22 protein-coding genes are annotated in these 21,722 nt (G+C 44.7%); 14 read left to right on the top strand and 8 right to left on the bottom strand.

Translation table 11 applies throughout. The annotated features are described in order from the left end of the window. Positions 1–81 precede the first annotated feature (81 nt). From QQL66_RS20630 to QQL66_RS20620, 3 genes are all read left to right on the top strand, one after another. Complete coding sequence (locus tag QQL66_RS20630; protein ID WP_284384101.1) at positions 82–927, top strand: hypothetical protein; 846 nt, start codon at positions 82–84, stop codon at positions 925–927. 80 nt (positions 928–1,007) lie between these two features. Continuing rightward, the gene (locus QQL66_RS20625; protein ID WP_284384100.1) at positions 1,008–1,352 is read left to right on the top strand and encodes a MerR family transcriptional regulator; all 345 of its coding nucleotides are present in this window, start codon (positions 1,008–1,010) and stop codon (positions 1,350–1,352) included. 64 nt (positions 1,353–1,416) lie between these two features. Further along, complete coding sequence (locus QQL66_RS20620; protein ID WP_284384098.1) at positions 1,417–2,292, top strand: PhzF family phenazine biosynthesis protein; 876 nt, start codon at positions 1,417–1,419, stop codon at positions 2,290–2,292. 72 nt (positions 2,293–2,364) lie between these two features. Here the strand turns inward: QQL66_RS20620 and QQL66_RS20615 are convergent, their stop codons facing one another. Beyond that, the gene (locus tag QQL66_RS20615) at positions 2,365–2,823 is read right to left on the bottom strand and encodes a hypothetical protein (protein ID WP_284384096.1); all 459 of its coding nucleotides are present in this window, start codon (positions 2,821–2,823) and stop codon (positions 2,365–2,367) included. 359 nt (positions 2,824–3,182) lie between these two features. Here QQL66_RS20615 and QQL66_RS20610 point away from each other — a divergent pair, with 359 nt between their 5' ends. The 5 genes from QQL66_RS20610 to QQL66_RS20590 all read left to right on the top strand — a co-directional run bounded on the left by QQL66_RS20610 (position 3,183) and on the right by QQL66_RS20590 (position 6,102). Continuing rightward, positions 3,183–3,392, top strand: a complete 210-nt coding sequence (locus tag QQL66_RS20610) for a cold-shock protein (protein WP_284384095.1) — start codon at positions 3,183–3,185, stop codon at positions 3,390–3,392. A gap of 177 nt (positions 3,393–3,569) precedes the next feature. After that, a complete protein-coding gene (locus QQL66_RS20605) occupies positions 3,570–4,181 on the top strand; it encodes an HD domain-containing protein (RefSeq protein ID WP_284384094.1) in 612 nt (203 codons plus the stop codon). Positions 4,182–4,429: 248 nt separating this feature from the next. Beyond that, entirely contained in the window at positions 4,430–4,933 is a 504-nt protein-coding gene (locus tag QQL66_RS20600; RefSeq protein WP_284384093.1) for a hypothetical protein, read from the top strand. Further along, on the top strand, positions 4,930–5,121 hold the full coding sequence (locus QQL66_RS20595) for a hypothetical protein (RefSeq protein WP_284384092.1): 192 nt from the start codon (positions 4,930–4,932) through the stop codon (positions 5,119–5,121). Before QQL66_RS20600 ends, QQL66_RS20595 begins: the two co-directional genes overlap by 4 nt. Positions 5,122–5,259: 138 nt before the next feature. Next, positions 5,260–6,102: a type 2 periplasmic-binding domain-containing protein gene (locus QQL66_RS20590; protein WP_284384091.1), complete on the top strand. Its 843-nt coding sequence runs from the start codon at positions 5,260–5,262 to the stop codon at positions 6,100–6,102. Positions 6,103–6,214: 112 nt separating this feature from the next. Here QQL66_RS20590 and QQL66_RS20585 read toward each other — a convergent pair whose 3' ends face one another. The 4 genes from QQL66_RS20585 to QQL66_RS20570 form a co-directional block, all read right to left on the bottom strand. Next, entirely contained in the window at positions 6,215–7,114 is a 900-nt protein-coding gene (locus QQL66_RS20585) for a hypothetical protein (protein ID WP_284384089.1), read from the bottom strand. A gap of 238 nt (positions 7,115–7,352) precedes the next feature. Next, positions 7,353–8,423, bottom strand: a complete 1,071-nt coding sequence (locus tag QQL66_RS20580; protein ID WP_284384087.1) for a hypothetical protein — start codon at positions 8,421–8,423, stop codon at positions 7,353–7,355. A gap of 185 nt (positions 8,424–8,608) precedes the next feature. Then, complete coding sequence (locus tag QQL66_RS20575) at positions 8,609–9,760, bottom strand: hypothetical protein (RefSeq protein WP_284384085.1); 1,152 nt, start codon at positions 9,758–9,760, stop codon at positions 8,609–8,611. 361 nt (positions 9,761–10,121) lie between these two features. Continuing rightward, positions 10,122–11,060, bottom strand: coding sequence for a LysR family transcriptional regulator (locus QQL66_RS20570; protein WP_284384083.1), 939 nt, complete (start codon positions 11,058–11,060; stop codon positions 10,122–10,124). A 164-nt stretch (positions 11,061–11,224) separates the two neighbouring features. Between QQL66_RS20570 and QQL66_RS20565 the strand changes: the two genes are divergently transcribed. The 4 genes from QQL66_RS20565 (at position 11,225) to QQL66_RS20550 (ending at position 17,724) form a co-directional block, all read left to right on the top strand. Further along, positions 11,225–12,097 (top strand): DMT family transporter, encoded by an 873-nt coding sequence (locus QQL66_RS20565; RefSeq protein ID WP_284384081.1) that lies wholly within the window; start codon positions 11,225–11,227, stop codon positions 12,095–12,097. 110 nt (positions 12,098–12,207) lie between these two features. Next, positions 12,208–12,753 (top strand): hypothetical protein, encoded by a 546-nt coding sequence (locus QQL66_RS20560; RefSeq protein ID WP_284384078.1) that lies wholly within the window; start codon positions 12,208–12,210, stop codon positions 12,751–12,753. Positions 12,754–13,155: 402 nt separating this feature from the next. Beyond that, the gene (locus tag QQL66_RS20555; protein WP_284384076.1) at positions 13,156–14,553 is read left to right on the top strand and encodes an efflux RND transporter periplasmic adaptor subunit; all 1,398 of its coding nucleotides are present in this window, start codon (positions 13,156–13,158) and stop codon (positions 14,551–14,553) included. A gap of 3 nt (positions 14,554–14,556) precedes the next feature. Beyond that, on the top strand, positions 14,557–17,724 hold the full coding sequence (locus tag QQL66_RS20550) for an efflux RND transporter permease subunit (protein ID WP_284384074.1): 3,168 nt from the start codon (positions 14,557–14,559) through the stop codon (positions 17,722–17,724). Here the strand turns inward: QQL66_RS20550 and QQL66_RS20545 are convergent. After that, on the bottom strand, positions 17,721–18,080 hold the full coding sequence (locus QQL66_RS20545; RefSeq protein ID WP_284384072.1) for a nuclear transport factor 2 family protein: 360 nt from the start codon (positions 18,078–18,080) through the stop codon (positions 17,721–17,723). The genes QQL66_RS20550 and QQL66_RS20545 overlap by 4 nt on opposite strands. 617 nt (positions 18,081–18,697) lie before the next feature. On the opposite strand from QQL66_RS20545, the gene QQL66_RS20540 reads away from it, so the two are divergent. Further along, positions 18,698–19,471 carry a hypothetical protein gene (locus tag QQL66_RS20540; RefSeq protein WP_284384070.1) on the top strand — a complete coding sequence of 258 codons (774 nt, stop codon included), beginning with the start codon at positions 18,698–18,700 and terminating at the stop codon, positions 19,469–19,471. A 95-nt stretch (positions 19,472–19,566) separates the two neighbouring features. On the opposite strand, the gene QQL66_RS20535 is transcribed toward QQL66_RS20540, so the two are convergent. Next, entirely contained in the window at positions 19,567–19,884 is a 318-nt protein-coding gene (locus tag QQL66_RS20535; RefSeq protein WP_284384068.1) for a hypothetical protein, read from the bottom strand. 244 nt (positions 19,885–20,128) lie between these two features. Here QQL66_RS20535 and QQL66_RS20530 point away from each other — a divergent pair, with 244 nt between their 5' ends. Continuing rightward, positions 20,129–20,551 (top strand): hypothetical protein, encoded by a 423-nt coding sequence (locus QQL66_RS20530; protein WP_284384067.1) that lies wholly within the window; start codon positions 20,129–20,131, stop codon positions 20,549–20,551. A gap of 98 nt (positions 20,552–20,649) precedes the next feature. Here the strand turns inward: QQL66_RS20530 and QQL66_RS20525 are convergent, their stop codons facing one another. Then, a complete protein-coding gene (locus tag QQL66_RS20525; RefSeq protein ID WP_284384065.1) occupies positions 20,650–21,660 on the bottom strand; it encodes an AraC family transcriptional regulator in 1,011 nt (336 codons plus the stop codon). Between the last annotated feature and the right edge of the window lie 62 nt (positions 21,661–21,722).

The raw sequence follows: 21,722 nt of genomic DNA, 5'->3' as shown, positions 1-21,722 counted from the left end.
AAACACAGTGTTTCTGGCAAAACACCACCGAGACCATCAATCAGGGCTACACTGATAGATGATTCATTTAAGGTGGTGATTATGCTGTTTCGCTGGGTGACGATAGTCTTGCTACTTGGGGTTTCGACCTTACTTTCAGCGCATGAAGTCGTAATTCCCAGAACCTCTCATTTTGAAGCCAGAGACAGTGGTTATCCCATTGATCTATTAATCTTTGTCCTGAATAAAGCTAATTTTAAACATCAATTAAGAGTCACCAATGGCTTGTATTCCCAAGCTCGGGTTGTGGAATCGTTAAAAAGAAATCGGTTGGATGTCTATTGGATGGGAACCTCCAAGGAGTATGAGGACATTCTTCATGCCGTTCCTTTTCCGATTTACCGGGGCTTTCTGGGCTATCGTATTTTTATCATTCATAGAGATAATCAAACGAGGTTCAATCAGGTACAAACGCTGAATGATCTGCAGCATTACATTGGTGTTCAGGGGCTGGGATGGAGTGATATTCCAATCCTTGAGTATTCTGGCCTCAAGCAATTGCAAAGCTTGTACGAAAACCTGTTTAAGATGATTAATCTCGGTCGGGGCGATTATTTTTCACGCAGCCTTCAGGAAGTCTATGGCGAGTTAAAGAGCCGAAAGCCAACCTTGCATAGCCTTGCTGTGGAGGAAAACCTATTGTTGGTGTACCCGTTGGCGATGTTCTTTTTCACCAGTCATGAAAACGTTGAATTGAGTTCTGCCATCGAACGAGGCTTTACGTTGGCCTATCAAGATGGGAGTTTATTGGAGTTCTTTTATAATCATCCAGACATTAAGAGTGCGATCGAACAATCTCGATTGGCTGAACGTCGTCGCATTGATATCCCGAATCCCAATTTATCGGAACGTACGTTGGCAATCCCCAAAGAATACTGGCATCAATAGTCAGACAGAGATAATAAGAACAGAACGGACGTATAGCTTTTTTGAAATAGCAACGAAAGATTTAAACAGGAACGTAAGGTATGAAAATTGGAGTGGTCAGTGAGAATACCGGCTTAGGCATTCACACCATTCGATATTACGAAAAACAAGGGTTGATCAACCAGCCAGAGAAAGATGCCAGTGGGCATCGCGCATACAATGTTAAAGATGTGGATCTATTAAACTGGATCGCCTGCATGAAAAACTCGGGAATGCCACTCAGTCGAATCAAAGAATACTCTCTCGCCTTTTACAATGACGACAGCGCCACCTGTTTGAGTATTCTCGAAGATCATCTCGAACATCTGAAAGAACAACAGAAAAGCATCGAACACTATGTAGATGTCACCGCCAATAAAATTTCACGTCTAAAACGCTTGACCTAGACCATACTCTAGATTGCTAGCATTGCTTTCATACCGATTTTAGAACGATTAAAGGAGATAGGTTATGAAAGTTAATGTTGCTATTTTGAATGCCTTTGTCGATGACAATCGTGGAGGTAATCCGGCGGGAGTTGTCTTGAATGCCGATGAGCTAACCAATGAACAGAAACTCAACATTGCCAAACAAGTTGGCTTGTCAGAAACAGCGTTTGTTTCCAAATCTGATGTCGCTGATTTCAAACTCGATTTCTTTACGCCCCAGATGCAAATTGCACACTGTGGGCACGCCACCATTGCTACCTTCAGTTATCTGTCTCAGCAAGGTTTGATCCCTTCACCGAATACCTCCAAAGAAACCATTGACGGCGTTCGTCAGATTGAAGTGAAAGGTGACGTTGCCTACATGGAGCAACTGGCTCCTAAGTACACAGATCCGGTAGGGGATCACGATCGAATCCTAACTTCTTTGGGGCTTTCAGATGACGCTTCACAAGAAAAGATCTTGGCAAAACCTGTGATTGCTAACACAGGAAACGGCTTTTTAGTGGTGGGAGTGAACAACATTGAGCAGCTTGAAGCGATACAGCCGAATCAACCGGAAATCGACGCCATCTCCGAAAAGTATGATCTGATTGGCTACTACGTTTTTACAACCGAAACCAACGTGCCTGGGCGAGATGCCTCAACCCGAATGTTCGCTCCGCGTTATGGCATTCAGGAAGAATCGGCAACCGGCATGGCTGCAGGTCCGCTGGTATGCTATCTGCATGATTACCTGAACATGGATAAAGACCACTTCGTGATCGAACAAGGCTATGCGATGACGCCTGCGTCGCCCAGTTGCCTCGATGCCCGGCTTTCAAGAAAAGCAGGTGCGATTCAATCTCTGATTGTTGGTGGGGTAGGCATGGCCTCTCGGTTTGAAACGGTTGAGGTCTAGACGGGATATTTCGCCGATTCAATACGAATCGGCGGCTCGTTACTATTCCCTTGCTTTACTGCTGGTACACCATTAGTTGCAATGCGAAAAATGGGTTTGGTTCGACTCTGTTTTTCGCACGCTATGTTTTTTAGCTAATGAGATGAGAGCTGTAGTACCCTCAAACTGGGCACCCGTTCCTGGCCAATAGAAACCTTCATCATCTTTGCAAAGCGTCACTATAACTGGGTTTTGGTCAATGATAGTGTCTTCGCCTTCTTCTACGAACATCGAATAGTTGATGGTGGAGAGCTCTTCACCTCGAAAGGTCTCTAAAACCTGTGCGTAATAAATATGTTGTTCTGTGAAATCTGGCTGGTCGGATGGCAGAACATCAACACGAATATGTTTTACTACGGCCGAGTATGGTGTGTTTTGAATCGCTTCGACCAGGAATGACTCTTGTTCGGAAGGCTGCTGGTTATTTGCCGTCGCAGATGTTTTGCAGGCAATTAATACAACTGTCAGAGGGAGTAAGAGTAGGCTTTTCATGTCTAAATTCCTTTTGATTATGCTTCGCTTCCTGCAATTTCATCACTACTACGAGTGTACATTAATCACAGCTCGAAAACGGATTTGGATCGAAGTAAGTGGACTATTCGGTTTGGGAATCAGGGTATGAAGTACTCGGTTATTTACAATTGTTTAAAATTTATTCAATAAAGGTTTGACTTAGGTTGGTTAACCCTATACATTGATCGCAGCTAGAAAGTAAGCCTCTCGTTTTTAATCTCCATTTCGTTGCATTTCTGAAGTTCATCGTCCTGTAGTTTTTAAATTAAGTCTGTTTTTCCCGCTATTCATGCCTCTCATAAGGGCACATTTATAATTTATCTACAGGATAATATCTTATGTCTAATACAGTTACTGGTACCGTTAAGTGGTTTAATGAGTCAAAAGGTTTTGGTTTTATTTCTCAAGAATCAGGCCCTGACGTTTTTGCTCATTTCAGCGCAATCGTAAGCTCTGGCTTCAAAACATTGGCTGAAGGCCAAAAAGTTGAGTTCACTGTGACTCAGGGTCAAAAAGGCCCTCAAGCAGAGAACATCATGGCGCTATAATCGCCAGCGAGATCTCTTAAAAAAGCAAGCTTAGGCTTGCTTTTTTTGTGCCTGTAAGAAATCGGTTCTCAATCAGTTGAGATGCGATTCCCTGTTGGGCGTCGTTGGTTTGCAGGTTATCCTTGGTACTCACTCTGGAGAAAGGTCAGAGGAATACGACGTAGCGAGGATTTCATTATGTGGCAGACACGATGGCAGGCGTTGATGGTTCGCTTAGGGCTATCAGAGAATCAAACAACGTTTGATTCTCTGATAGCTGCTTACTCCGAAAAACATCGACGCTACCATGATCTGTCGCATTTAGTGGCGGTATTAGAATCCTTGGATCAGGTTGAGGAATTGACGAATCAAAAAGACCTGATCGAACTGGCGTTATGGTTCCATGACGCCATCTATAAGACTAAGTCTTCTGGTAATGAGGCTAAAAGTGCTCAGTGGGCACGCACCTTTTTAACTGAAAATGAAGCCAATGAAGAAATCATCAATAAGGTTGTTGAGTTCATTATGGCGACTGAGCATAACTATGTGCCAGTCGACGAGGATCAAAAGCTTATTGTCGATATTGATCTGGCAATTCTTGGTCGTTCAGAAGAGGTCTATACGAAATATCAGCAGGATGTGAGACAAGAATACGCCTGGGTTCCCAAGTTTATTTATACTCGGAAACGAAAAGCCTTACTGATGTCGTTCCTGGCGAGACCTCGCATATATTCTTGCGATGCTTTTTATGAAACGCTGGAAGCTAAGGCCAGACAAAATATGAGTCGAGAGTTGGAAGGGCTGGGTTGATTTGTCTAGGGAAAACCAAAAAACGGCAGCTGAAGAATTTGCTATTACGCAAAGGAAATCTGAGCAACGAATCAAAGTGTTTGGATATACGCTACTCGTGATTATTTTTAGCGCTCTTATCTACGGCTATTTATCTTGTCTGGATACTTTTGGTGAAGATGCAGGCTGTTCAAGCATTTTTAGAGTGGTCGCGCTCTTTTTTAAAGCGTTTAGCTAGTGGAAATCCATTTAATGAACATGGATGAGTAATGAGAATATTCACAATTATTTCTAGCCAACCTCAGCTTGTGGAACCTGAATTAGATGGTACAAAGTTAGATTTATTTTTAGCTGCTGTGTCATGGATACTACTGGTTCTTGCTTATGTCTATAACGGTGAATGGTCTCTGGTTCTGTTCATCCCCGCTCTAATTACCACGTTTCGCTGTTTGCCTAAGCCATATAAGGATAGAGCTAAAAAACCGGAAACAGAGTCTTGCTATGACTTTGAAATTTTGGAGTTCGGGGAAAATAGCTTAATGCATAAAAGGGGGGAGGTAATCGTTTGGCACATACCTTATGAGAGGTTAAAAAGCCTTCAATGTCATGAATACGATACTGGTATCTTTCGAACCGTTAAAAATAAAGAATATTTAGTGTTAACGAACGACAGTGATTCTTATTTTTTGACTGACAGCATGGACGAATCTCAGTTTGAAGAAATTCAGTGCGAAATTGAGAAAGTGAAACTGAAGGAGCAAGCAGTCGCATGAGTCCAGACTCAAGGAAAGTAAGTCACCTTAAAGCTATGCTGGTGGGTGGTGGCATTGTCGGGACGATAGGTGCATTTCTTGGCTTTATGGCAGGTCTTACTCTCGAAGGCTCTGGTAGTGGTTTTTTAATAGGTTGGATCATTGGCGAAATATACGGTGTGGCAACGGTGTCTGACTCGCTCGAATAATTAAATTCTTTACTTCCTGTATTATTTTCAAAATTGCAGTTTTGCTTACCTAATGGCTTGTTCTACATAGAACTTTAAATCCTTACGCTTAATACAAATACGGCTACACTGGTAAGTTGTATACGGATGGAGGGTAGGATGTATTTGCGTTTTTTCTTCGTGTTGATGTTTGTGTTATCAACAGTGGCTCCTGCCAAGGAAGTCGTTATTCCGAGAACATCCCACTACGATGCGCGAGATAACTTCTATCCTGTTGAGCTTCTCCAGTTCGTTCTTAAAAAGGCCGGGTATGACTTCACATTAAAGGTTTCTGAGGATATCTATTCCCAGTCACGTATTGTGGAAAGAATCAAAACTAACAAGCTGGATGTGTTCTGGATGGGAACTTCGGCCAGTTATGAAGAAGAGCTGCATGCCATTCCATACCCTATTTATCGAGGCTTAACAGGGTACAGAATCTTCATTATTCACAGAGATAATCAGGTGGATTTTAATGAGGTCAATTACCTTGAAGATTTACAGTCGTTTAAAGGACTTCAGGGGGTAGGTTGGTCTGATATTGAGATTCTTGAATTTTCTGGGCTGAAACAGGATCAAGCCTTGTATGATAATTTATTTGAAATGATTAACTTGGGTCGAGGGGATTATTTCTCACGAAGCCTTCCTGAAATATTCTTTGAGTTGGCTTACCGTCAAACCTGGTTAAAAAACCTCACGGCCGAAAAGAAGCTCTTACTCGTCTATCCATTTGCTTTGTTCTTTTTCACGAATAAAGGCAATACCGAATTGAGCTCGGCCATAGAGCAAGGTTTTCAATTGGCCTATGAAGACGGTAGCTTTCTCTCATTCTTCTATCAACATCCGGATATCATCAGCGCAATTGAACGGGCAAATATCGATCAACGTCATCGCATTGAAATCCCGAACCCTGCGTTAACCCAGAAAACACGCAATATTCCAAAGCGTTATTGGCATGAGTGAGGGTAGTGATTGAATGATTGGAAGGGCTCTTCGTTAAGAGTAAAAAACCGGGGCAGAAAGTCTCCTACCCCGGTTCATATAGCTTTAATAATTAAATGCCACGAACATTCCATTATTGTTTTATGATACTGCCCGTGTTGGTAATACAAGCCATCCCAGTGTTATCTATAACTGCATCTTGAGCTGTACTGCCAGCACATTTTTGAGTGGACGAGGGGGTAGTGCTAGGTAATGAGTAGATATTGATTTCATCTCCTATTGTGACGAACTGATTCTCAATGCAGCGACTAAAAGAGACATTCGGCGCGGCAATTTCACCAAGGATATTTCCTGTTGCTATATCCCTGACTATGTATTTCCAGTTTTCAGTGTTGTTATTAGATTGGTAAAAAGCGTCTTCTAGTAAATAGTTCGAACATAAGGTGGGAGGGCTTCCCCATAGCCCTTCAGCTGTCCAGATCTGTGACCCTTGCCTTGAACAATGAGCTAACTTGTTCGTGTTATTTCCATGGCATACAACTTTGTCTTTGGCGCCAAGGTTGATTACAGATGCCTGCTGACCAAAGTTTTTCCCCGTAGTGGTTATAGCATTCTCCGAAACTTGGTATTCATCCCCCATAAAGCCAATGAAAAATATCTCGTTTTCATATATGGATAAGGAGGCTATAGAGTCTGGTAGTCTGGGCCAGAAGGCTATTTGTTGGCCTGAAAATGAGAGTTTAATGAGTTGTTCTATAATCTCATTATTTTGGAGACTCTCTGTTAATAGAAGCAGTCCATCATTCAATAGATAGACTTGTTGAATTGCATACACATCCAGTTTCTTACTTTTTTGTACATCAAGGTCTTCAGTTAGCCAAAGTAAGTCCCCATTTCTTTCCCATGCCAGGTAGTGCGCAGATGCTGAGTTAGGTAATAGTTCTATGTTGCTTACTGTAGGAAGAGGCATTGATTGCTCAACATGGCTACAACCAAAAAGCAAAACGGTTAAAAACATAAGGATAAGTTTCACTTGATCGCCCTAACGATATTCAGACTGAATACAGTCAAGGTTAGGGGGTACTTGAAATAGAAAATATGAAACAAGCCTCAATCTGTGGCTTAGAAACAGGATTCTTAACGAAAGGTTAACGCCCAAAACCAAAAAACCGGGGCAGAATGTCTCCTACCCCGGTTCATATCGCTCTTTGATCTAACCTCTTTGATCTTACAGGAGTCAGATCACTTTATGCATCACACGGCTCTTATTTCTAAAAGCTGTTATACACCACAGCAGACATTGACTGGCTCTTGGCGTTTTTGATGGTGGTGTACTTGTCACCTTCGCCCCAAAGTTGCCACCAAGCCAGTTCCTCACGTTGTTCCAACGTTAGGTTCATGGTCAGACCGCCAGCACTGTAGTTGCTGGTGGAGGCTGTCATTACGTTGCCTGTTGCATTGCTGATGGTTGCCCCGTGACCTGCGCCTTCCGCCATTACTAATGGGTAATGACTCGGGTAGAAGCTGCTAGGTGCCGGGTTGCTTTCCACTTTACCGTTCATTGCCAAGTCTGGCAGACAGCTGTCGTAGCTGCCGTTGTCAGCTGCGCCACAAGCCGAGTGCAAAGGCACAACCGAGTCGTCAGAACCGGTAATGAAAGGTTTGGTTACGCCGCCGTATTCAGAGCCTGCGCCGACCATACGTAAGCGAGGTACGTAGGACACTGAGGTAGCCATAGAACGCGCTACGCTCGGTTGCAGGTTATGAAGTACGCCCATGTTTTGAGGTTGGAGTTCAAAACCAAGGAAGGCTTCAGAGGCTTCTTTCATCGGCCACATGTACCATGCGTCGTTGTTAGCAGCTTGAATGGCAACGTCTGCCAATTCAGTACCACCACCCGCGCCGGCAAAGTCAATCGCAGCCAGGATGTTCAGCGGTTGAAGACCTTGTGCTTCTAACCAGTGTGTTTGGTTTTCCAACATATAGCGGGCAACCAAATCACCGGTAGAGTGCGTTACTAATACGCAACCATCGTTACAAAAACCCGCGCGCGAAAGCTCGGTGATTTTGTCATAGATGCGTTCTGCGGTTTTGTCCTCGATGCGATTGTTGGAATCCCAATCGATACGAGCGTCCGCATGTTGTAACCAGAAGTCTGCCCAATAGTTTTCACCATTTTGACTTACTTGTTGGTCGGTTTGTTCACCAGACATCAAGTTGCCTGGTTGGAAGCCATGGATAGCAATTACGTTTTTTCCTGCAAGTTGTGCACTCGCTGGTAACGCCGCCAGCATTCCCCCTGTAATGATGCATGCAGATACAGCAATTTTCTTAAACATCATAACTCTCTCTTATTTTTATTGTGTTGTCGTTTTCGTCGACACTTACATGTCGATGTGAGCGATGTGTTTCCTCCATGAAAGGAACCTTGATTCAGTTCCTACCGTCCTTCTTCGATCACCCTAAACCAACCATGTGGTGTACTGTGATCCGAAGTCGTGGGTTAAGTCCGTTATCGTCCCGTTCTTTAACCTTGGGATGTGGATAACGTTCTTAAAAATTCCACCTTTGCCTCTATGTTTAGGTCAACATAGGGGCTTTGGTCGTAGTCTTTAAATGGATAGCCCTGAACGTCGTACTCTTTGTCGGGTACTTCTCCATAACCACTCTTTGCACCTGGCTTTGCCGGTAACATTTTTAATTCGAAATCACCTAACTGATACGGGCCTTCATCGTGTTTGGCCGACAGTGCGCTGTAATGTGCTTTTAATTCAATGGTGTCGTCGTAAGCACTGAATTTACCTTTAGCGCTGAGATTCATCAGTGGCTCGTTGCTGTCGCTGTAGAGATTTGCTGAAAGCAGATAGTAGCCGTCATCTTTCAGAGTAACGTTTACCGGGATGATCAGATGCGAGCCTTCCACATAGGCATTGGCTACGTCTTCTACCGTTCCGATTTTATGACTGATTTTCAGTGGAGTACGAATCTCAAAACGATCACTGTGGTTGGCTGCACGCACAGTGGCGACCACATAGAAATCTTGCTCATTTGGGGCGTTTACTTCCGATAAGATCAGTGAGCCAGACGCTTGGTTTTGGCTGAATGTGACCTGATCTGCCGCTGAACCTTTCGTGAAAACGGGTTCGCCATCGGCAGTCACCAACTGAAATTGAGCGTGCGTTAGACTGGTGTCTTCTCCCAAATTGGCGGTTGCAGTGACTTCAATGGTTTCGCCCCAGAAAAACTGAAACTTGTTTAACCCTAAAACGAGATTAAGGTCATCACCTAAACCCAAACCGCCTAATGGTAAGGACGTTGGAATATGACGATTAGGGATAAACTGCTGAAGATTACTCGCACTGATTGGGTAGGAATACGAAGGGAACTGGCTTTGGTATTCGTACATATCGGCTACGCGTTGTAGTTGAGCTTTCATTTCGGCGTTGGCAAATGGTGTCGCTTTAGCCTTTGGCGCCGGAACTTGGCTATTGACGATAGGGGCAGGAGAGATCGGGCCGGATGGCACGGAATCACAGTTCGTTTGGCAGCCAGACGTAACTTCGTTTTCTTCAAATACCACGTTGGGTGAGGAATCAGAAAAATTTAGCGCAGAGAAGCCCATCAGTAGCAAACTACCGAGAAGAACAACACTGAGTGCTATGATTTTTGGCGACTTCATTTCTGCCTGATACCCCTTCAAACGACAGCTTCTATGCTGAAAGGGCTTTGCGATACACCGGAAACTTATGGATAAGTTTGCTAGTGCTTAGCAAGAGCATCGCGTCCTGCGAGATGTTCGAAATTCATAATTGTTTATTTTTTGAACTTTATACCATTGCACCAAAATGGACGGAATCTAATTTTTGTAATGATTTTTTGCTATATATTCATTCAATAAAAACCTGACCAAAAACTATCACCCCAACGGGTGATAGGATGTTAAGCCACGAAAATAAAGGGGTTGAAGACGTTGTGGTATGTTCGGTGGGCGTTTCGCTACCCGTATTTGAGTCGCTAGAGCGGACTTATTCAGAGGCTCCCTAGATTAACCCCGTGGAACGGGCGGTTTTCTGAATCCACTGGCGAACCTTCATGATGCTCGGCTCGTTACGGCGACTGGTTTTGAAGGCAAAGTAGAATTTATCGTCGGTGATGAAGTCGTGACAGGGTAGCCGGATGAGATCGGAGTCCCGATCCGGGTCGTACATATAATCATTTGTCAGTGCGATTCCTTGGTGATGGCGGGCCGCTTCGAGTGTCAAGAGCATGTGACTGAACTGCTGATAACGCACGGTATCCGGTATCGATAATCGTCCTGCATAGGCCCAGCGCTGCCAATCCTGTTTAGGTTTATCGAAGATGGAAATTGTCGATAGCAACGGGAACTGGAACAGCAGCTCGGCTGGAAGATGCGCCGGTGTTAATGTATCGATTTTCCCCTGTTGATACAGGGTGTCACACATCTGGTTCCAGTAACTTCGGCTGCAAATAGGGAAGAGCTTCTCAATGTAGAGCAAGTCCATGCTGTAGCCTTTGCTCTCGGGCTGAATGGTTACAAAGCAGTCTGCGGTGTGATCCGATAACACAGGGTTGTCGTTTTTCATCTCTAACTGAAGATCTACTTCAGGATGGTTACGCTGCAAACTGGGTAAATTGGGAATCAACCAGCGTACTGCAAATGAACTGAAAAGCGCCAGACGAATTTCTGAACTGGCAACCCCCTGAAGCTGTTCACTGGCTCGCTCAATCTGGCTCAGGCTACTGGAAATCGCTTCCCAATAGTTTTGACCTTCTTCGGTGAGTGACAGCTTGCGTCCCTGCCGAGTGAATAGGTCTTCCCCTAAATACGATTCCAAGGCCCGAATTTGATGGCTGATGGCACTTTGGCTGACATTCAGCTCGTCGGCGGCTTTGGTAAAGCTGTTCAACCGAGCCACGGCTTCAAAGGCAGGCAGGGCGTTTAGGGGAGGAAGCTTCATCAGTAATTCCGGGCTTAATGGATATGTCTTTAGTATCTAAAAAACTAATGGTAACTAATATATATCATTTTTAATCATGCTGCTTGAGTCCTATTCTATCTCTATGTTGTTCATTCTTTGTTCGGATTTGATGGTGTCTCCGAACTTAGATTTAGGAGTGGGATATGTCTGGGAAAACCGTTAACAGTGCGATCTTTTTGCTGATCTTAGGCAATGGCATGGCCATGGTGTCGGATCTGATTGTAAAAATGCAGGGCGAAAATGTAGCCGTATTTCAGTTCGTTGCGGTTCGTCTGGTGATCATGCTGATGCTGTTACTGCCGTTCATTAAGAAGGTGGACTTTGACCGTTTGTGGGAAGGTGGCCGGCTCCAGTTCATTCGAGCGCACGTTAGTTATGCGGGCATTTGTTGTATGGTGGTGGCGCTGAGTACCTTACCACTGGCGACCGCCAACGCCATCTTCTATGCGGCACCATTATTAGTGGTGGTGTTTTCAGTGCTTTTCTTTCGCGAGACCTTATCCAAGTCGAGCCTTTTTGCAGTGGTTAGTGGATTTATTGGCATTTTGGTGATCCTCCGTCCGTTGGAAATATCCTGGTCGGCGATCAGTGCCATCGGTGTGGCTTGCTCGTTGGCGATCAGTGCTACCTTGGTTCGCAAGTTACCGAAAGGGCAATCGACGGTTCACTCGATGTTAGTCAGCCAAATCATGATGGTGCCGATCGCAATGACATTAGCGATCTGGGAAGACGCGGCGTTTGATACAGATACTTTGTACTACGCTTTAGGCTCGGCGGTGTTTATTTCGATGTACAACGCTACCGTCTTCATGAGCTACAAGTGGGTGTCCCCTCAGCAGGTGACCAGTGCTGAATATACGGGAATGATCTGGGCAATCCTGTTGGGGATTTTAGTCTTTGATGAAGTGCCGGATGCCTGGCTGATCGTGGGCAGTAGCTTGATCATCTTACCGCTGTTAGGGATAGCGTATCTCGAACGTAAGAGAAAGCAGTTTGGGCGATTGGCGACGTCTTAGAATTTATCGTTTATGTATTTTTGATCCTAGCTTCGGCTGGGATTTTTTATGATTTTTTGTTGGTGGGTGTGGTAGATTTTATTTTTATCTAGATATATTTGGAATAATAAATGATCAGGTTAATTGCTGTTGTTTTAATCTCTTTTCTTTTAATTTCTTGTTCAGGTAGCAAAATAAAGTCTGTAGCACCTTTAGTCTCTGAACACTTAGATGAAATATACAATCATCAGTATCTCATAAAAGATAATGTGTCTTTTGATCGGTTATCGTTCAAGTATTTTGGCGATGAAAGAAAGTATAATTCTGGTCGAACACAGTATATATACTTTGCTGAAAGTCGCATGCAACCATTGATACTATCAAGTACTACATATTGTATGAACGAGGCTTTCGTATCAGGGTATCTTTTCTCAGGGAAAAAACGGTATCTGGAGTATGTGGAAAATAAAACAAATTCTATAGTTAACCTGATCGATGACAGGTGGTTAAGTGACAAATCTTTTCTTTACGAAGTTGTGTCCGAAAGGGAGTTAATCGGTTACGTATATATCGGTGCAGATGGATGTAAAATCTATGAAATTGGTTTAGTAAATTTAAATATTGATCTAATCACTTTTAAAAGACTAATCTCAAATTTCACCTATAACCAGAGTTAAGTTTCGTCGTGAGTGAATATAACCGAACACAAGACAGACCCTTGTAACGTTTAACTGCTGATGAGAAAGATAAAGGAGGTCAATTAAGACCACTGGATAGCTGGGCTTAGTTCTGGAGCCTCGATTGAACATGAACCAATTAAGACAGTCCTCACGAGTAAGTATGCTGAAAAACCGCCTATGCTCATTAGCTTTATAGCCTCTGTGTGCTTAGATGGATTTCAATACTAATAACCTTATTTTACTCTCTCTTCTTACTTCTCATTGCAGAAATTAATCACCTGATTAAATACGATAAATTATATTGCTTAACGACGAGCTAGACTGAGTCTAATGTAGTAACGTTTCCCCGTCCGCTGTTGTCTGGCAGCACGATAATAATAACGTATTGATAGGCTTGATATGGCAGCTCTTCCGAATCTTCTCAAACGCAAGTGGTCTTTCTTCATCGTAGTTGCAGTGGGTTTTCTGGTGCTGGTGACGGTGGTGAAAAACAAAAAGCCGCTGCCGGTTATCGATGTCTCTGAAAAAGCGACGCTGGTTGAGACGATTCCTTTGTCTGAGCGGGTGATGGGCGCGCAGATTATTGCCTTTGGTCATGTAAAGCCGCAGAAAATGTGGCAGGCCATTTCGGAAGTGGAAGGTCGGGTAACTTACAAAAACCCGTCATTAGAGCGTGGTAAATTCATTGATAAAGATACCGTGCTGCTGACCATTGATCCGTTGCATTATGAGCTGCAATTGGCTCAGGCGAAGGCGGATTTTGATTCGGTGACGTCAGAGCTTGAGCGCCTGGTGATCGAAGAGAATAACCTCAAACTGTCATTAGATATCGAACGTAATCAGCTGACCATTGTTGAGCAGGAAGTAAAGCGTAAGAAAAGCCTGCTGACGAAGAAGCTGACATCGCAATCCAGCTATGATCAGGAACGCCGTAATCTGCTGGTTCAACGTCAGAAAGTTCAGGATCTTGAAAACCAACTGAAGCTCATTCCTTCGAGAAAACTGGTGTTAGACGCCAGTCATAAAGTGCAGCAAGCTCGCGTCTCTGATGCCGAGCGTTTACTTGAAAAAACCGTGGTTAAGATGCCCTTTACAGGGTTGGTGGTTGAAGAGAACATCAATGAGGATGAACTGATTTCGCCAAAACAAATCATGGTGGTCGCGCACGACTGGAGCGAGATGGAAGTGGAAGCTCAGGTGGGTGTTCATGATATGCGCCGGGCCATGCGAACCGTCCCTGATGAGATCAAAGTGTCGTTGCAAACGGCCAATCCCAGTCATTTGTTCCCGCAGGCTGAGGTGGTGATGCACACTGCTGGTGAAGAAATTATCTGGTTGGGGCAGCTGACTCGAATCAGTGGCGAAGTCGATCAGTCTCGTGGCACGGTAGGTTTGATTGTGGAGGTTCAGCAAGATCTTCAACACATGGAAATTCGTAAACGCCCGCCGCTGGTAGCTGGCATGTTTGTGGAAGTTCGTGTCACCGGGAATGAGCAACCCTTCCTGGCGGTGCCTGCTAAAGCGGTACACGATGGTCGGATTTATGTGAGAGATCAGGATAAACGATTACGGATTCACCCTGTGCGCGAGTTATTCAGCAACTCGGGTTGGGTGGCGATTGATAGTCTGTCTCCCGATAGCGGTTTGAAAAAAGGGGATGAGGTGATCGTAACGGATCTTATTCCTGTGATTGAGGGGACGTTACTGAAAATTCCTACAGAACTGAAAACTCCAGTAGAGCCGAAAACCCCTGCAGATCCAGCATCTACATCCACTCCTGTTGTTCAGGAGGGGTAAGCCATGTTGCGATATTTAGCGGCCCACCCAACGGCGGCCAATTTGATCATGCTGATGTTGATGGCTTTGGGCTTAATGGCCGCGCCGAACATTAAACGTGAGACCTTTCCTGATAGTCGCCCTGTAAAGGTGGAAACCAAAGTGATTTGGCCGGGGGCGTCACCCGTGGATGTGGAAGAGTCCATATGCCAACGCCTTGAGGATGCGGTGGAAGGTATTGCCTTCCTAAAAGAAAAGCAGTGTGAAGCCTTGGAAGGGTATGGTCGTCTGATCGTCGAGATGGACGACAAAGGCGATGAAAACCGTTTCATTAATGACATCAAAACCGAAGTGGATGCCATTGATGACTTTCCTGATGAAACTGAACGCCCAGTGGTCAGTCAGCAGAATCGTTTTGATCAGGTTGTGAGTATCGCGGTTACGGCGGATACCTTCCAAACACATTTGAAGAGCTATGCCGAAAACTTAAAGCGTCGGATTCAGCGCTTGGATGGTGTGGCTCAGGTCAAGATGCAGGGTTTCTCTGAGCGTCAGTTGCGTGTGGAGTTGTCCGTTCCCTTGATGCGCCAGTACAACCTGAGTCTGGCGGACATCGCGGCAAAGATTGAACGTCAGAACATCAAGATGCCACTAGGGCAGTTAGAAACCACCGATAAGACCTTGCTGTTGCGTTATGACGAACAGCGCACTACGGCTCAAGAGTTGATGCTGTTGGTGGTGGCATCGAATCAACAAGGGGCTGAAATTCGTCTCGGTGATATCGCGACCGTTAAAGATCAATTCGAGTTGGATGAAGAAAAGATCTACTTTGATGGTAAACCGGCGACCATTCTCCAGATCAGTAAATCAAAGGCCGACGATGCCCTGGTGGTGCTGGATGAAATCAAAGCCTTTTTGGCAGCGGAGGAAGAGCATAAGCCTGCCGGCGTGAGTTTGACCTTAACTCAGGATCGCACCTCGATTGTGACGGATCGTTTAAACATGCTGGTGGAAAACGGTTGGCAGGGGTTCATTCTCGTTGCGATCACGTTGGCGTTGTTTTTCCGTGTTCGTTTTGCCTTTTGGGTGGCGATGGGGCTGCCGGTGTCCTTCCTTGGCACCCTGTATGTGATGTCTTTGTTCGGCATCAGCATCAACATGATCACCATGGTCGCGTTGTTAATGGCCATTGGTATCTTGATGGACGATGCCATTGTGATTGCCGAAAGTATTGCGGCCTATGTACATCGACGTCGAAGTGCGCCGGATGATACTGACATAGAGTACGAAGACGGTCTGGATAAGTCCGTCATTGATGGCACGATGGAAGGCTTAAATAAAGTGGCTGTGGGTGTTGTCTCCTCGTTCTTGACTACGGTGAGTGTCTTTATCGGATTGGCCTTTATCGAAGGTGAAATCGGTAAGGTGTTAAAGTTTATTCCCATTGTGTTGTTGGTGACGTTGGCGGTGAGCTTGATTGAAGCATTCTTCGTGCTGCCAGGTCACTTATTGCATTCCCTGAAAGAACACCCGGATGAAGATGACAAGGGCAGCCTGAAAGGGCTATCTGCCTTCAAAGATAAGTTCAATGATCGTTTTGAGCAATTCCGAACAACCACCTTGGTGAACTCTGTAGAATTTCTGGTGACATGGCGTTATGCCTTTGTGGGTGGTGTGATTGCGTTGCTATTCATCACTTTTGCTTTACCGGCCGGCGGCCTGCTGCGTTTTTCTCCCTTCCCGGACTTGGATGGGGATTTGGTCGAAGCGCGCGTGTTATTGCCACAAGGGACGCCGCTAAAAGAGACGGAAGCGGTGGTTGCCCGAATTGTAAATCAGGCAGAAAAAATGAATCGGGAATTGACCCCCGAACAGCCTGATCAGCAACCGTTGGTTGAGCACATAACCGTTCAATATAACTACAACCCTGATGCCTTTGAGCAAGGTTCTCACATTGCCACTGTTAAGCTGGATCTGTTATCGGCGGAAGAGAGAACCTCCAATGTGAACGAATTTACCTCGCTATGGCGTGAGGGCGTTGGTGAAGTGCCTGGTGTGATTGCATTGCAGTTCAAACAGCCTACCATTGGTCCGGCCGGGCGTGCCATTGAAGTGCGATTGAAACATGAAGATTTGGATGTGCTGTCCAAGGCGTCCTGGCAGCTTCAGAACTACCTCAGCCATTTCGATGGGGTCAATGATTTGATGGATGATCTTCGTCCAGGGAAAGAAGAAATCAATGTCCGAATTCGACCGGGAGCAAACAGTTATGGTGTTGACAGCTTCACCATTGCTTCCCAGCTTCGCTCTGCGTTCCAAGGATCAACCGCTGATGAAGTGCAGGTGGGTTATGAAACGCTCGAAGTGGATGTACGTCTTTCCAAAATTGATCGCAGCTTGTTAACTCGCTTCGATAACTTCCCCATCGTGTTAGCGGATGGTAGCCAGATTCCGTTAGCCACCGTGGCCGAGATTACTTACGAGCGAAATTATGCCCGAGTGAATCGTTATGAAGGGTTAAGAACCATTACTGTGTTTGGCGATGTGGATACCCATATTACCAACGCGGCTGCAATTTTGGCGGAAGCTCAGTCAGAGTATTTTGACAAGCTAGAAGCCGATTTCCCTGGTTTGACTGTGGCACTGGAGGGGCAATCTGCTAACAGTGCTGAAACGGCCAAATCTATGGTGAGAGCATTCATCGTTGGTCTATTCGCTGTGTACATCATTCTCAGCTTCCAGTTTAAAAGTTACATCGAGCCCGTAATGGTGATGCTGGCAATTCCATTGGCCTTGATTGGGGTGTTTTGGAGCCACTTGCTGATGGGCTATGAACTGACCATGCCGAGTATGGTGGGCTTTATTTCCTTAGCAGGGATCGTGGTCAACGACTCCATATTATTGGTGCAGTACGTGAAATGGCATGTGGAAGAAGGATACGGTGTTCATCAGGCTGCGGTGATGGCCAGTAAAGAGCGTTTCCGTGCGGTTTTCCTGACCTCAATAACGACTATGGCGGGCTTATTGCCGCTGATGTTTGAAACCAGTTTACAAGCGCAGATCTTGATTCCGTTGGTTCTTTCTATTGTAGGTGGTGTCTTTGCGACCACCTTGTTGGTGCTGTTTGTCATCCCTTGCTTGTATTGCATCATGGATGATCAAGGGTGGATTGGAGAAAAAGGAGCGCGTTAAAACGCGCCTTTCCATTGCTCCGTATCTACAAACCAGCGTTCTTCATGGATTTTGTCGCCTGTAAATTTGAAGAGCACTGCTAACTGGGATGCGGGTACTTTTTCGGATTTCCATTCGACAATAGAAACCACTTCATTTCCGCCCTCAATTTGTCGAAGCCCTGTGATTTCAAACCCCGGTGGAAGTGCCTCTCCAATGCCATTCAGTACATTGCGAAAGGTGGCTTTCCCTTGGACTACGTTGGTTTGTCCCGGCATGATAAAAGCCATGTCATCCACATAGTCTTCAATTAAAGTATCAAAATCTCCTCGGCCTACGGCATCCCAACCGCTAGCAATGATGTCAGAAAGGCTCATGGTCTTGTCCTCTGTCTGTTATTGCTTATGTTAGATCTGATGTATTGATCGTAGCTGGTTTTCGCCCGAGTAATGAGGTTCTTTTAGCCCTCATCAGAAACACAGGTTTTCGATATTGATACAGTGGGATGATGGTTTTCAATAGAGGGGATATGAGCAGAAATTGCATACAAAAAAGCAGGACGAGATACCCCTCACCCTGCTCAAACCACTAACTAAACCTTTTAAGAGAAACCAATATCAGAATCAGCTCTTCGATGCTTTCTCTGCGTCTTTGGCTTTATCTTCTGTTTGATCTTGTGCTGGCTTTTGTTCTTCACCACCACAGCTTCCGCAGCAACCCATAGTGTTTTCCTCTGTTGATTAACGACGGAAGAAATAATACCTGAGTGTTTTGCTTGGGTAATTGATTTGGATCAGAAGATTAGATCTGTCTCATTCATCATGCTATGGCTTGCTCGTAATTTTTACGCCTCCTTAATTCTCATAAGAACCATTCAAGCTGTCGTGGGATTACCTTCAAATTCTTGGAGAATTCCAGTACAGTGCTGGCCGTTTTGATTTCAGTTTCGTGGTCAGACTGGCCGTCCTTCGATTTAACGATTAAGTGAGTTCGTATGAAGCGCATCAAAGACTTTTCTTTTGTTGGTAAAGCTCTGACTAAGGTTTTAGCAAAGAAAATTACCTTTCATCCTGCATCAGATAACATGCAAGAGATTCTGGCGGACTATCCACAATTGGTTGTGGCATTAAACCACGGTCCAATGCTTGGGCCCTTGGCGACAACCATTGCGCTTAATAAGCTGTATTCAGAAAACGGTGGTGGGGATCGTAAGCCAATTGCCATTATGTGGCGCCTGTTCTATCAGATTCCGTTGTATAAGTATGCGATTCAGTACATTACTCAGGTGGACAGAGGACTGAACTTCGATGAGTTTCTCGACAAGATGGAAAACGGTGGGTTTACTGATTTGCTGGTTAAGCCGGAGGGAGAAAACTGTAACTACGGCAATGGCTTGGATATTGAACCTTTCCTTAGCCCTCGCTTTATTGAATTCGCATTGCGCCTGAACGTGCCTGTCTTGGTGATGGTACATCAAGGTTCAGAGCAATGGGGAACGACGCTACCTGTGTCCTCAAAGCTTGATCCATTATTGAAAAAACTACCTAAGAAAAGCTACGACCGCATTCGAGAAACGAGACTGTTAAACATCCCGAAACTTACTCATCGTTTAAAAGAACTGAAGGTGATGTACAAACTGTATCAGCCTGAGATTACGTTGGCGGATTTACCGGAAGATCTAGAGCAGCGTAAGGCGCTGATTGCTGAGGAGTCTGAGAAGGTCCGTACTTTGATGCAATCAATGATCGACACGTTGAAACAAGGCTAGTGCGGACGAATACAGGCGTTCTCTAAGCACCAATTCAAGATTCGATTCAAATATAAAAGCGACTTATTCGAAGAGAGTAAGTCGCTTTTACGCATTTAATAGATATTGTTTTCTTCGTCAGGTAAGCCGACACGGTCTTTATTGGTCAAATTGCTTTCGGTATTTGATAGCACGTAGCCGGCAACCGTCCCAAGCAGAGCCGCTAAGGTTTCACTGCCAAAATTAGTGAGCACCGCAAAAATCACCAAACAAGGCAGAAAGACCAGCACGCCAAGTGCCTTAATCGAGTTTGATCCGAAGTCTTGTTCCAATACATGAAGACGGTAGAAGGTGAGTGCTATGCCCATAAGCATGGCGATGACTGCACCTATGATTGCTACAAAGTGAATCCAAGTAAGTTCCTGTCCCTGCATGATGTGTTCTCCCTGTTTTAAATCCGTAGCACCGTTAGTTTAGGTCAAAAATCCAGAAGAAGTGTGACACCAATAAGGATTTTATTGGGTGATCCGCTTGGCTTTTAGAGTGAGAAATTAACGATAATTCACTGTCCGGTATTAGTTGACCACTACACATCGACCTATGTGCCTTAGTTCCATATTTAACACAGCGTTTAATGGTAAATTTGTTCACTGTTATTTTTATTGTTAGGTAATGGTGATGACTAAACTATTGGTGGCTTTCCTTATTGTGTTTCTCTCCGGTTGTTCTAGTGATTTCGATAAAACATGTGAATTCTTTGTGGAGCTTTCACAGAGTCCTGGGATTGATTGGATGTCTGCTAATGATAAAAATATCTTCATAATGGAAAGAATGAATACGTTAGAGGATGGGGATGCAAAAGCTGCTTGGAATGCAATTACTTATGCCGTTCCAGAAGAAAAGTATGAATTATTTGAGCAGGTTGCTCATGATTCTGAAGGTGGAAAAGACTGGCAATGTAGCGCAATGAAAGTATTGGTTCCTTCTATTAAACCAGAAACAACGATTCAAAAGGACTCTATTAGTTTGAAATCTATGGGTGTAACTAATGAGAAAGAAGCCGATTTTAAGCCTAAGAAATCTACTTTGCCTTTACTGTAAAAATCTAAAAAAAATAGAGCTCTTTCGAGTTCATTAATATTTCTCTCGCCCCCCCTTGGCTCTAGTGAACGTTATGGCTTAAGGGGGCGTTAAAAATATCATGCTATTTTTTCCTTCCTATAACCCGCCGGTGTAATTCCATACCAGCGTCTAAAAGCTCGATGATAACTGCTCAGGTTGAGATAGCCGAGGTGCTCCGCAATGGTTGCGATGGACCATTGGGTGTGGGTGAGTAAGTGCTTGGATTGTTCTTTTCGATAAGTATCTAAAATATCTTGATAGCTGCTGTGCTCTTCCTGCAGTTTACGTTGCAGCGATCGCAAAGACAGGTTGAGACGTTGGGCGACGTTTTCCGGTGAACAGACACGTGGACCCAGTTCATGAATAATGTGTTGAACGTGGTGACGTGTTTTTTCTTCTTTCGATAGTTTAGTCAGAATCTGTTGGGCCAGTATTTCATGAAACGCCAATAATGACGGGTCCGCAAACTTCACAGGTAAAGCTACATCCTGCTGGGTGAGTACTATCTTATTGTCCGTAGCGTTGAAATAGATCGGACAGCGGAAGATGCGATGATATACATCGAGAGAGTCTGGTTCGTCATGTTCAAAATGAACTGATGTCGGAGTCAGTGACTCTGTTGAAATCATTCTAGCGATATTAATCAGCGTTGAGAGCACTCCTTCTATTTGGTAGTGCGTAACCGGGATCAGGTTCTCGTTTGGCGTATACAGGATGTTGCAGAGCTCTCCCTGATGCTTGTATGAGATGACGCCTCCCTCACTGACAATGCTTGAATACTTCACCATGTAATCAATTGCGGTGTCTAAGGTTGGGCAGTTCATCGCAATTGGCCCAAAGGCATGCAGAGAGCCCAGCTGCATGTTCTCTCCCACGTGTAAACCGAGATATGGATCCTTGGTTAGTGCCACCGCACGCAACCAGAGTTGGGTCATTACCGTCATATCTAGGCGAAACTCGGGTTGCTTTAGATCGTCTTCTGATAGGGGTAACTCATCAAGTAAGTCCGATAATGTCACGCCAGCATTGATGGTGGTATCAATTAAGGTCTGAACATAACTTTTGATGACGGATTGCTGCTTTGCCATGATGAAAACATCAATGTTTAAGGGATATGTCAGAGTATGAAAGTTTGGCGCCAAATGCAAAG

Origin of the sequence: Litoribrevibacter albus (genome assembly GCF_030159995.1) — a bacterium.
GTDB lineage: Bacteria > Pseudomonadota > Gammaproteobacteria > Pseudomonadales > Litoribrevibacteraceae > Litoribrevibacter > Litoribrevibacter albus.
Note: the sequence above shows the minus strand (reverse complement) of the source record. Positions and strands in the feature narration are given on the sequence as shown.

What these genes read in the sequence shown, in the direction of transcription:
- QQL66_RS20570 (WP_284384083.1), bottom strand. Translation starts at nt 11,060, where the DNA reads ATGAAGCTTCCTCCCCTAAACGCCCTGCCTGCCTTTGAAGCCGTGGCT.
- QQL66_RS20600 (WP_284384093.1), top strand. Translation starts at nt 4,430, where the DNA reads ATGAGAATATTCACAATTATTTCTAGCCAACCTCAGCTTGTGGAACCT.
- QQL66_RS20615 (WP_284384096.1), bottom strand. Translation starts at nt 2,823, where the DNA reads ATGAAAAGCCTACTCTTACTCCCTCTGACAGTTGTATTAATTGCCTGC.
- QQL66_RS20560 (WP_284384078.1), top strand. Translation starts at nt 12,208, where the DNA reads ATGATCAGGTTAATTGCTGTTGTTTTAATCTCTTTTCTTTTAATTTCT.
- QQL66_RS20590 (WP_284384091.1), top strand. Translation starts at nt 5,260, where the DNA reads ATGTATTTGCGTTTTTTCTTCGTGTTGATGTTTGTGTTATCAACAGTG.
- QQL66_RS20595 (WP_284384092.1), top strand. Translation starts at nt 4,930, where the DNA reads ATGAGTCCAGACTCAAGGAAAGTAAGTCACCTTAAAGCTATGCTGGTG.
- QQL66_RS20550 (WP_284384074.1), top strand. Translation starts at nt 14,557, where the DNA reads ATGTTGCGATATTTAGCGGCCCACCCAACGGCGGCCAATTTGATCATG.
- QQL66_RS20540 (WP_284384070.1), top strand. Translation starts at nt 18,698, where the DNA reads ATGAAGCGCATCAAAGACTTTTCTTTTGTTGGTAAAGCTCTGACTAAG.
- QQL66_RS20620 (WP_284384098.1), top strand. Translation starts at nt 1,417, where the DNA reads ATGAAAGTTAATGTTGCTATTTTGAATGCCTTTGTCGATGACAATCGT.
- QQL66_RS20610 (WP_284384095.1), top strand. Translation starts at nt 3,183, where the DNA reads ATGTCTAATACAGTTACTGGTACCGTTAAGTGGTTTAATGAGTCAAAA.
- QQL66_RS20625 (WP_284384100.1), top strand. Translation starts at nt 1,008, where the DNA reads ATGAAAATTGGAGTGGTCAGTGAGAATACCGGCTTAGGCATTCACACC.
- QQL66_RS20605 (WP_284384094.1), top strand. Translation starts at nt 3,570, where the DNA reads ATGTGGCAGACACGATGGCAGGCGTTGATGGTTCGCTTAGGGCTATCA.
- QQL66_RS20545 (WP_284384072.1), bottom strand. Translation starts at nt 18,080, where the DNA reads ATGAGCCTTTCTGACATCATTGCTAGCGGTTGGGATGCCGTAGGCCGA.
- QQL66_RS20575 (WP_284384085.1), bottom strand. Translation starts at nt 9,760, where the DNA reads ATGAAGTCGCCAAAAATCATAGCACTCAGTGTTGTTCTTCTCGGTAGT.
- QQL66_RS20555 (WP_284384076.1), top strand. Translation starts at nt 13,156, where the DNA reads ATGGCAGCTCTTCCGAATCTTCTCAAACGCAAGTGGTCTTTCTTCATC.
- QQL66_RS20565 (WP_284384081.1), top strand. Translation starts at nt 11,225, where the DNA reads ATGTCTGGGAAAACCGTTAACAGTGCGATCTTTTTGCTGATCTTAGGC.
- QQL66_RS20580 (WP_284384087.1), bottom strand. Translation starts at nt 8,423, where the DNA reads ATGATGTTTAAGAAAATTGCTGTATCTGCATGCATCATTACAGGGGGA.
- QQL66_RS20535 (WP_284384068.1), bottom strand. Translation starts at nt 19,884, where the DNA reads ATGCAGGGACAGGAACTTACTTGGATTCACTTTGTAGCAATCATAGGT.
- QQL66_RS20525 (WP_284384065.1), bottom strand. Translation starts at nt 21,660, where the DNA reads ATGGCAAAGCAGCAATCCGTCATCAAAAGTTATGTTCAGACCTTAATT.
- QQL66_RS20530 (WP_284384067.1), top strand. Translation starts at nt 20,129, where the DNA reads ATGACTAAACTATTGGTGGCTTTCCTTATTGTGTTTCTCTCCGGTTGT.
- QQL66_RS20630 (WP_284384101.1), top strand. Translation starts at nt 82, where the DNA reads ATGCTGTTTCGCTGGGTGACGATAGTCTTGCTACTTGGGGTTTCGACC.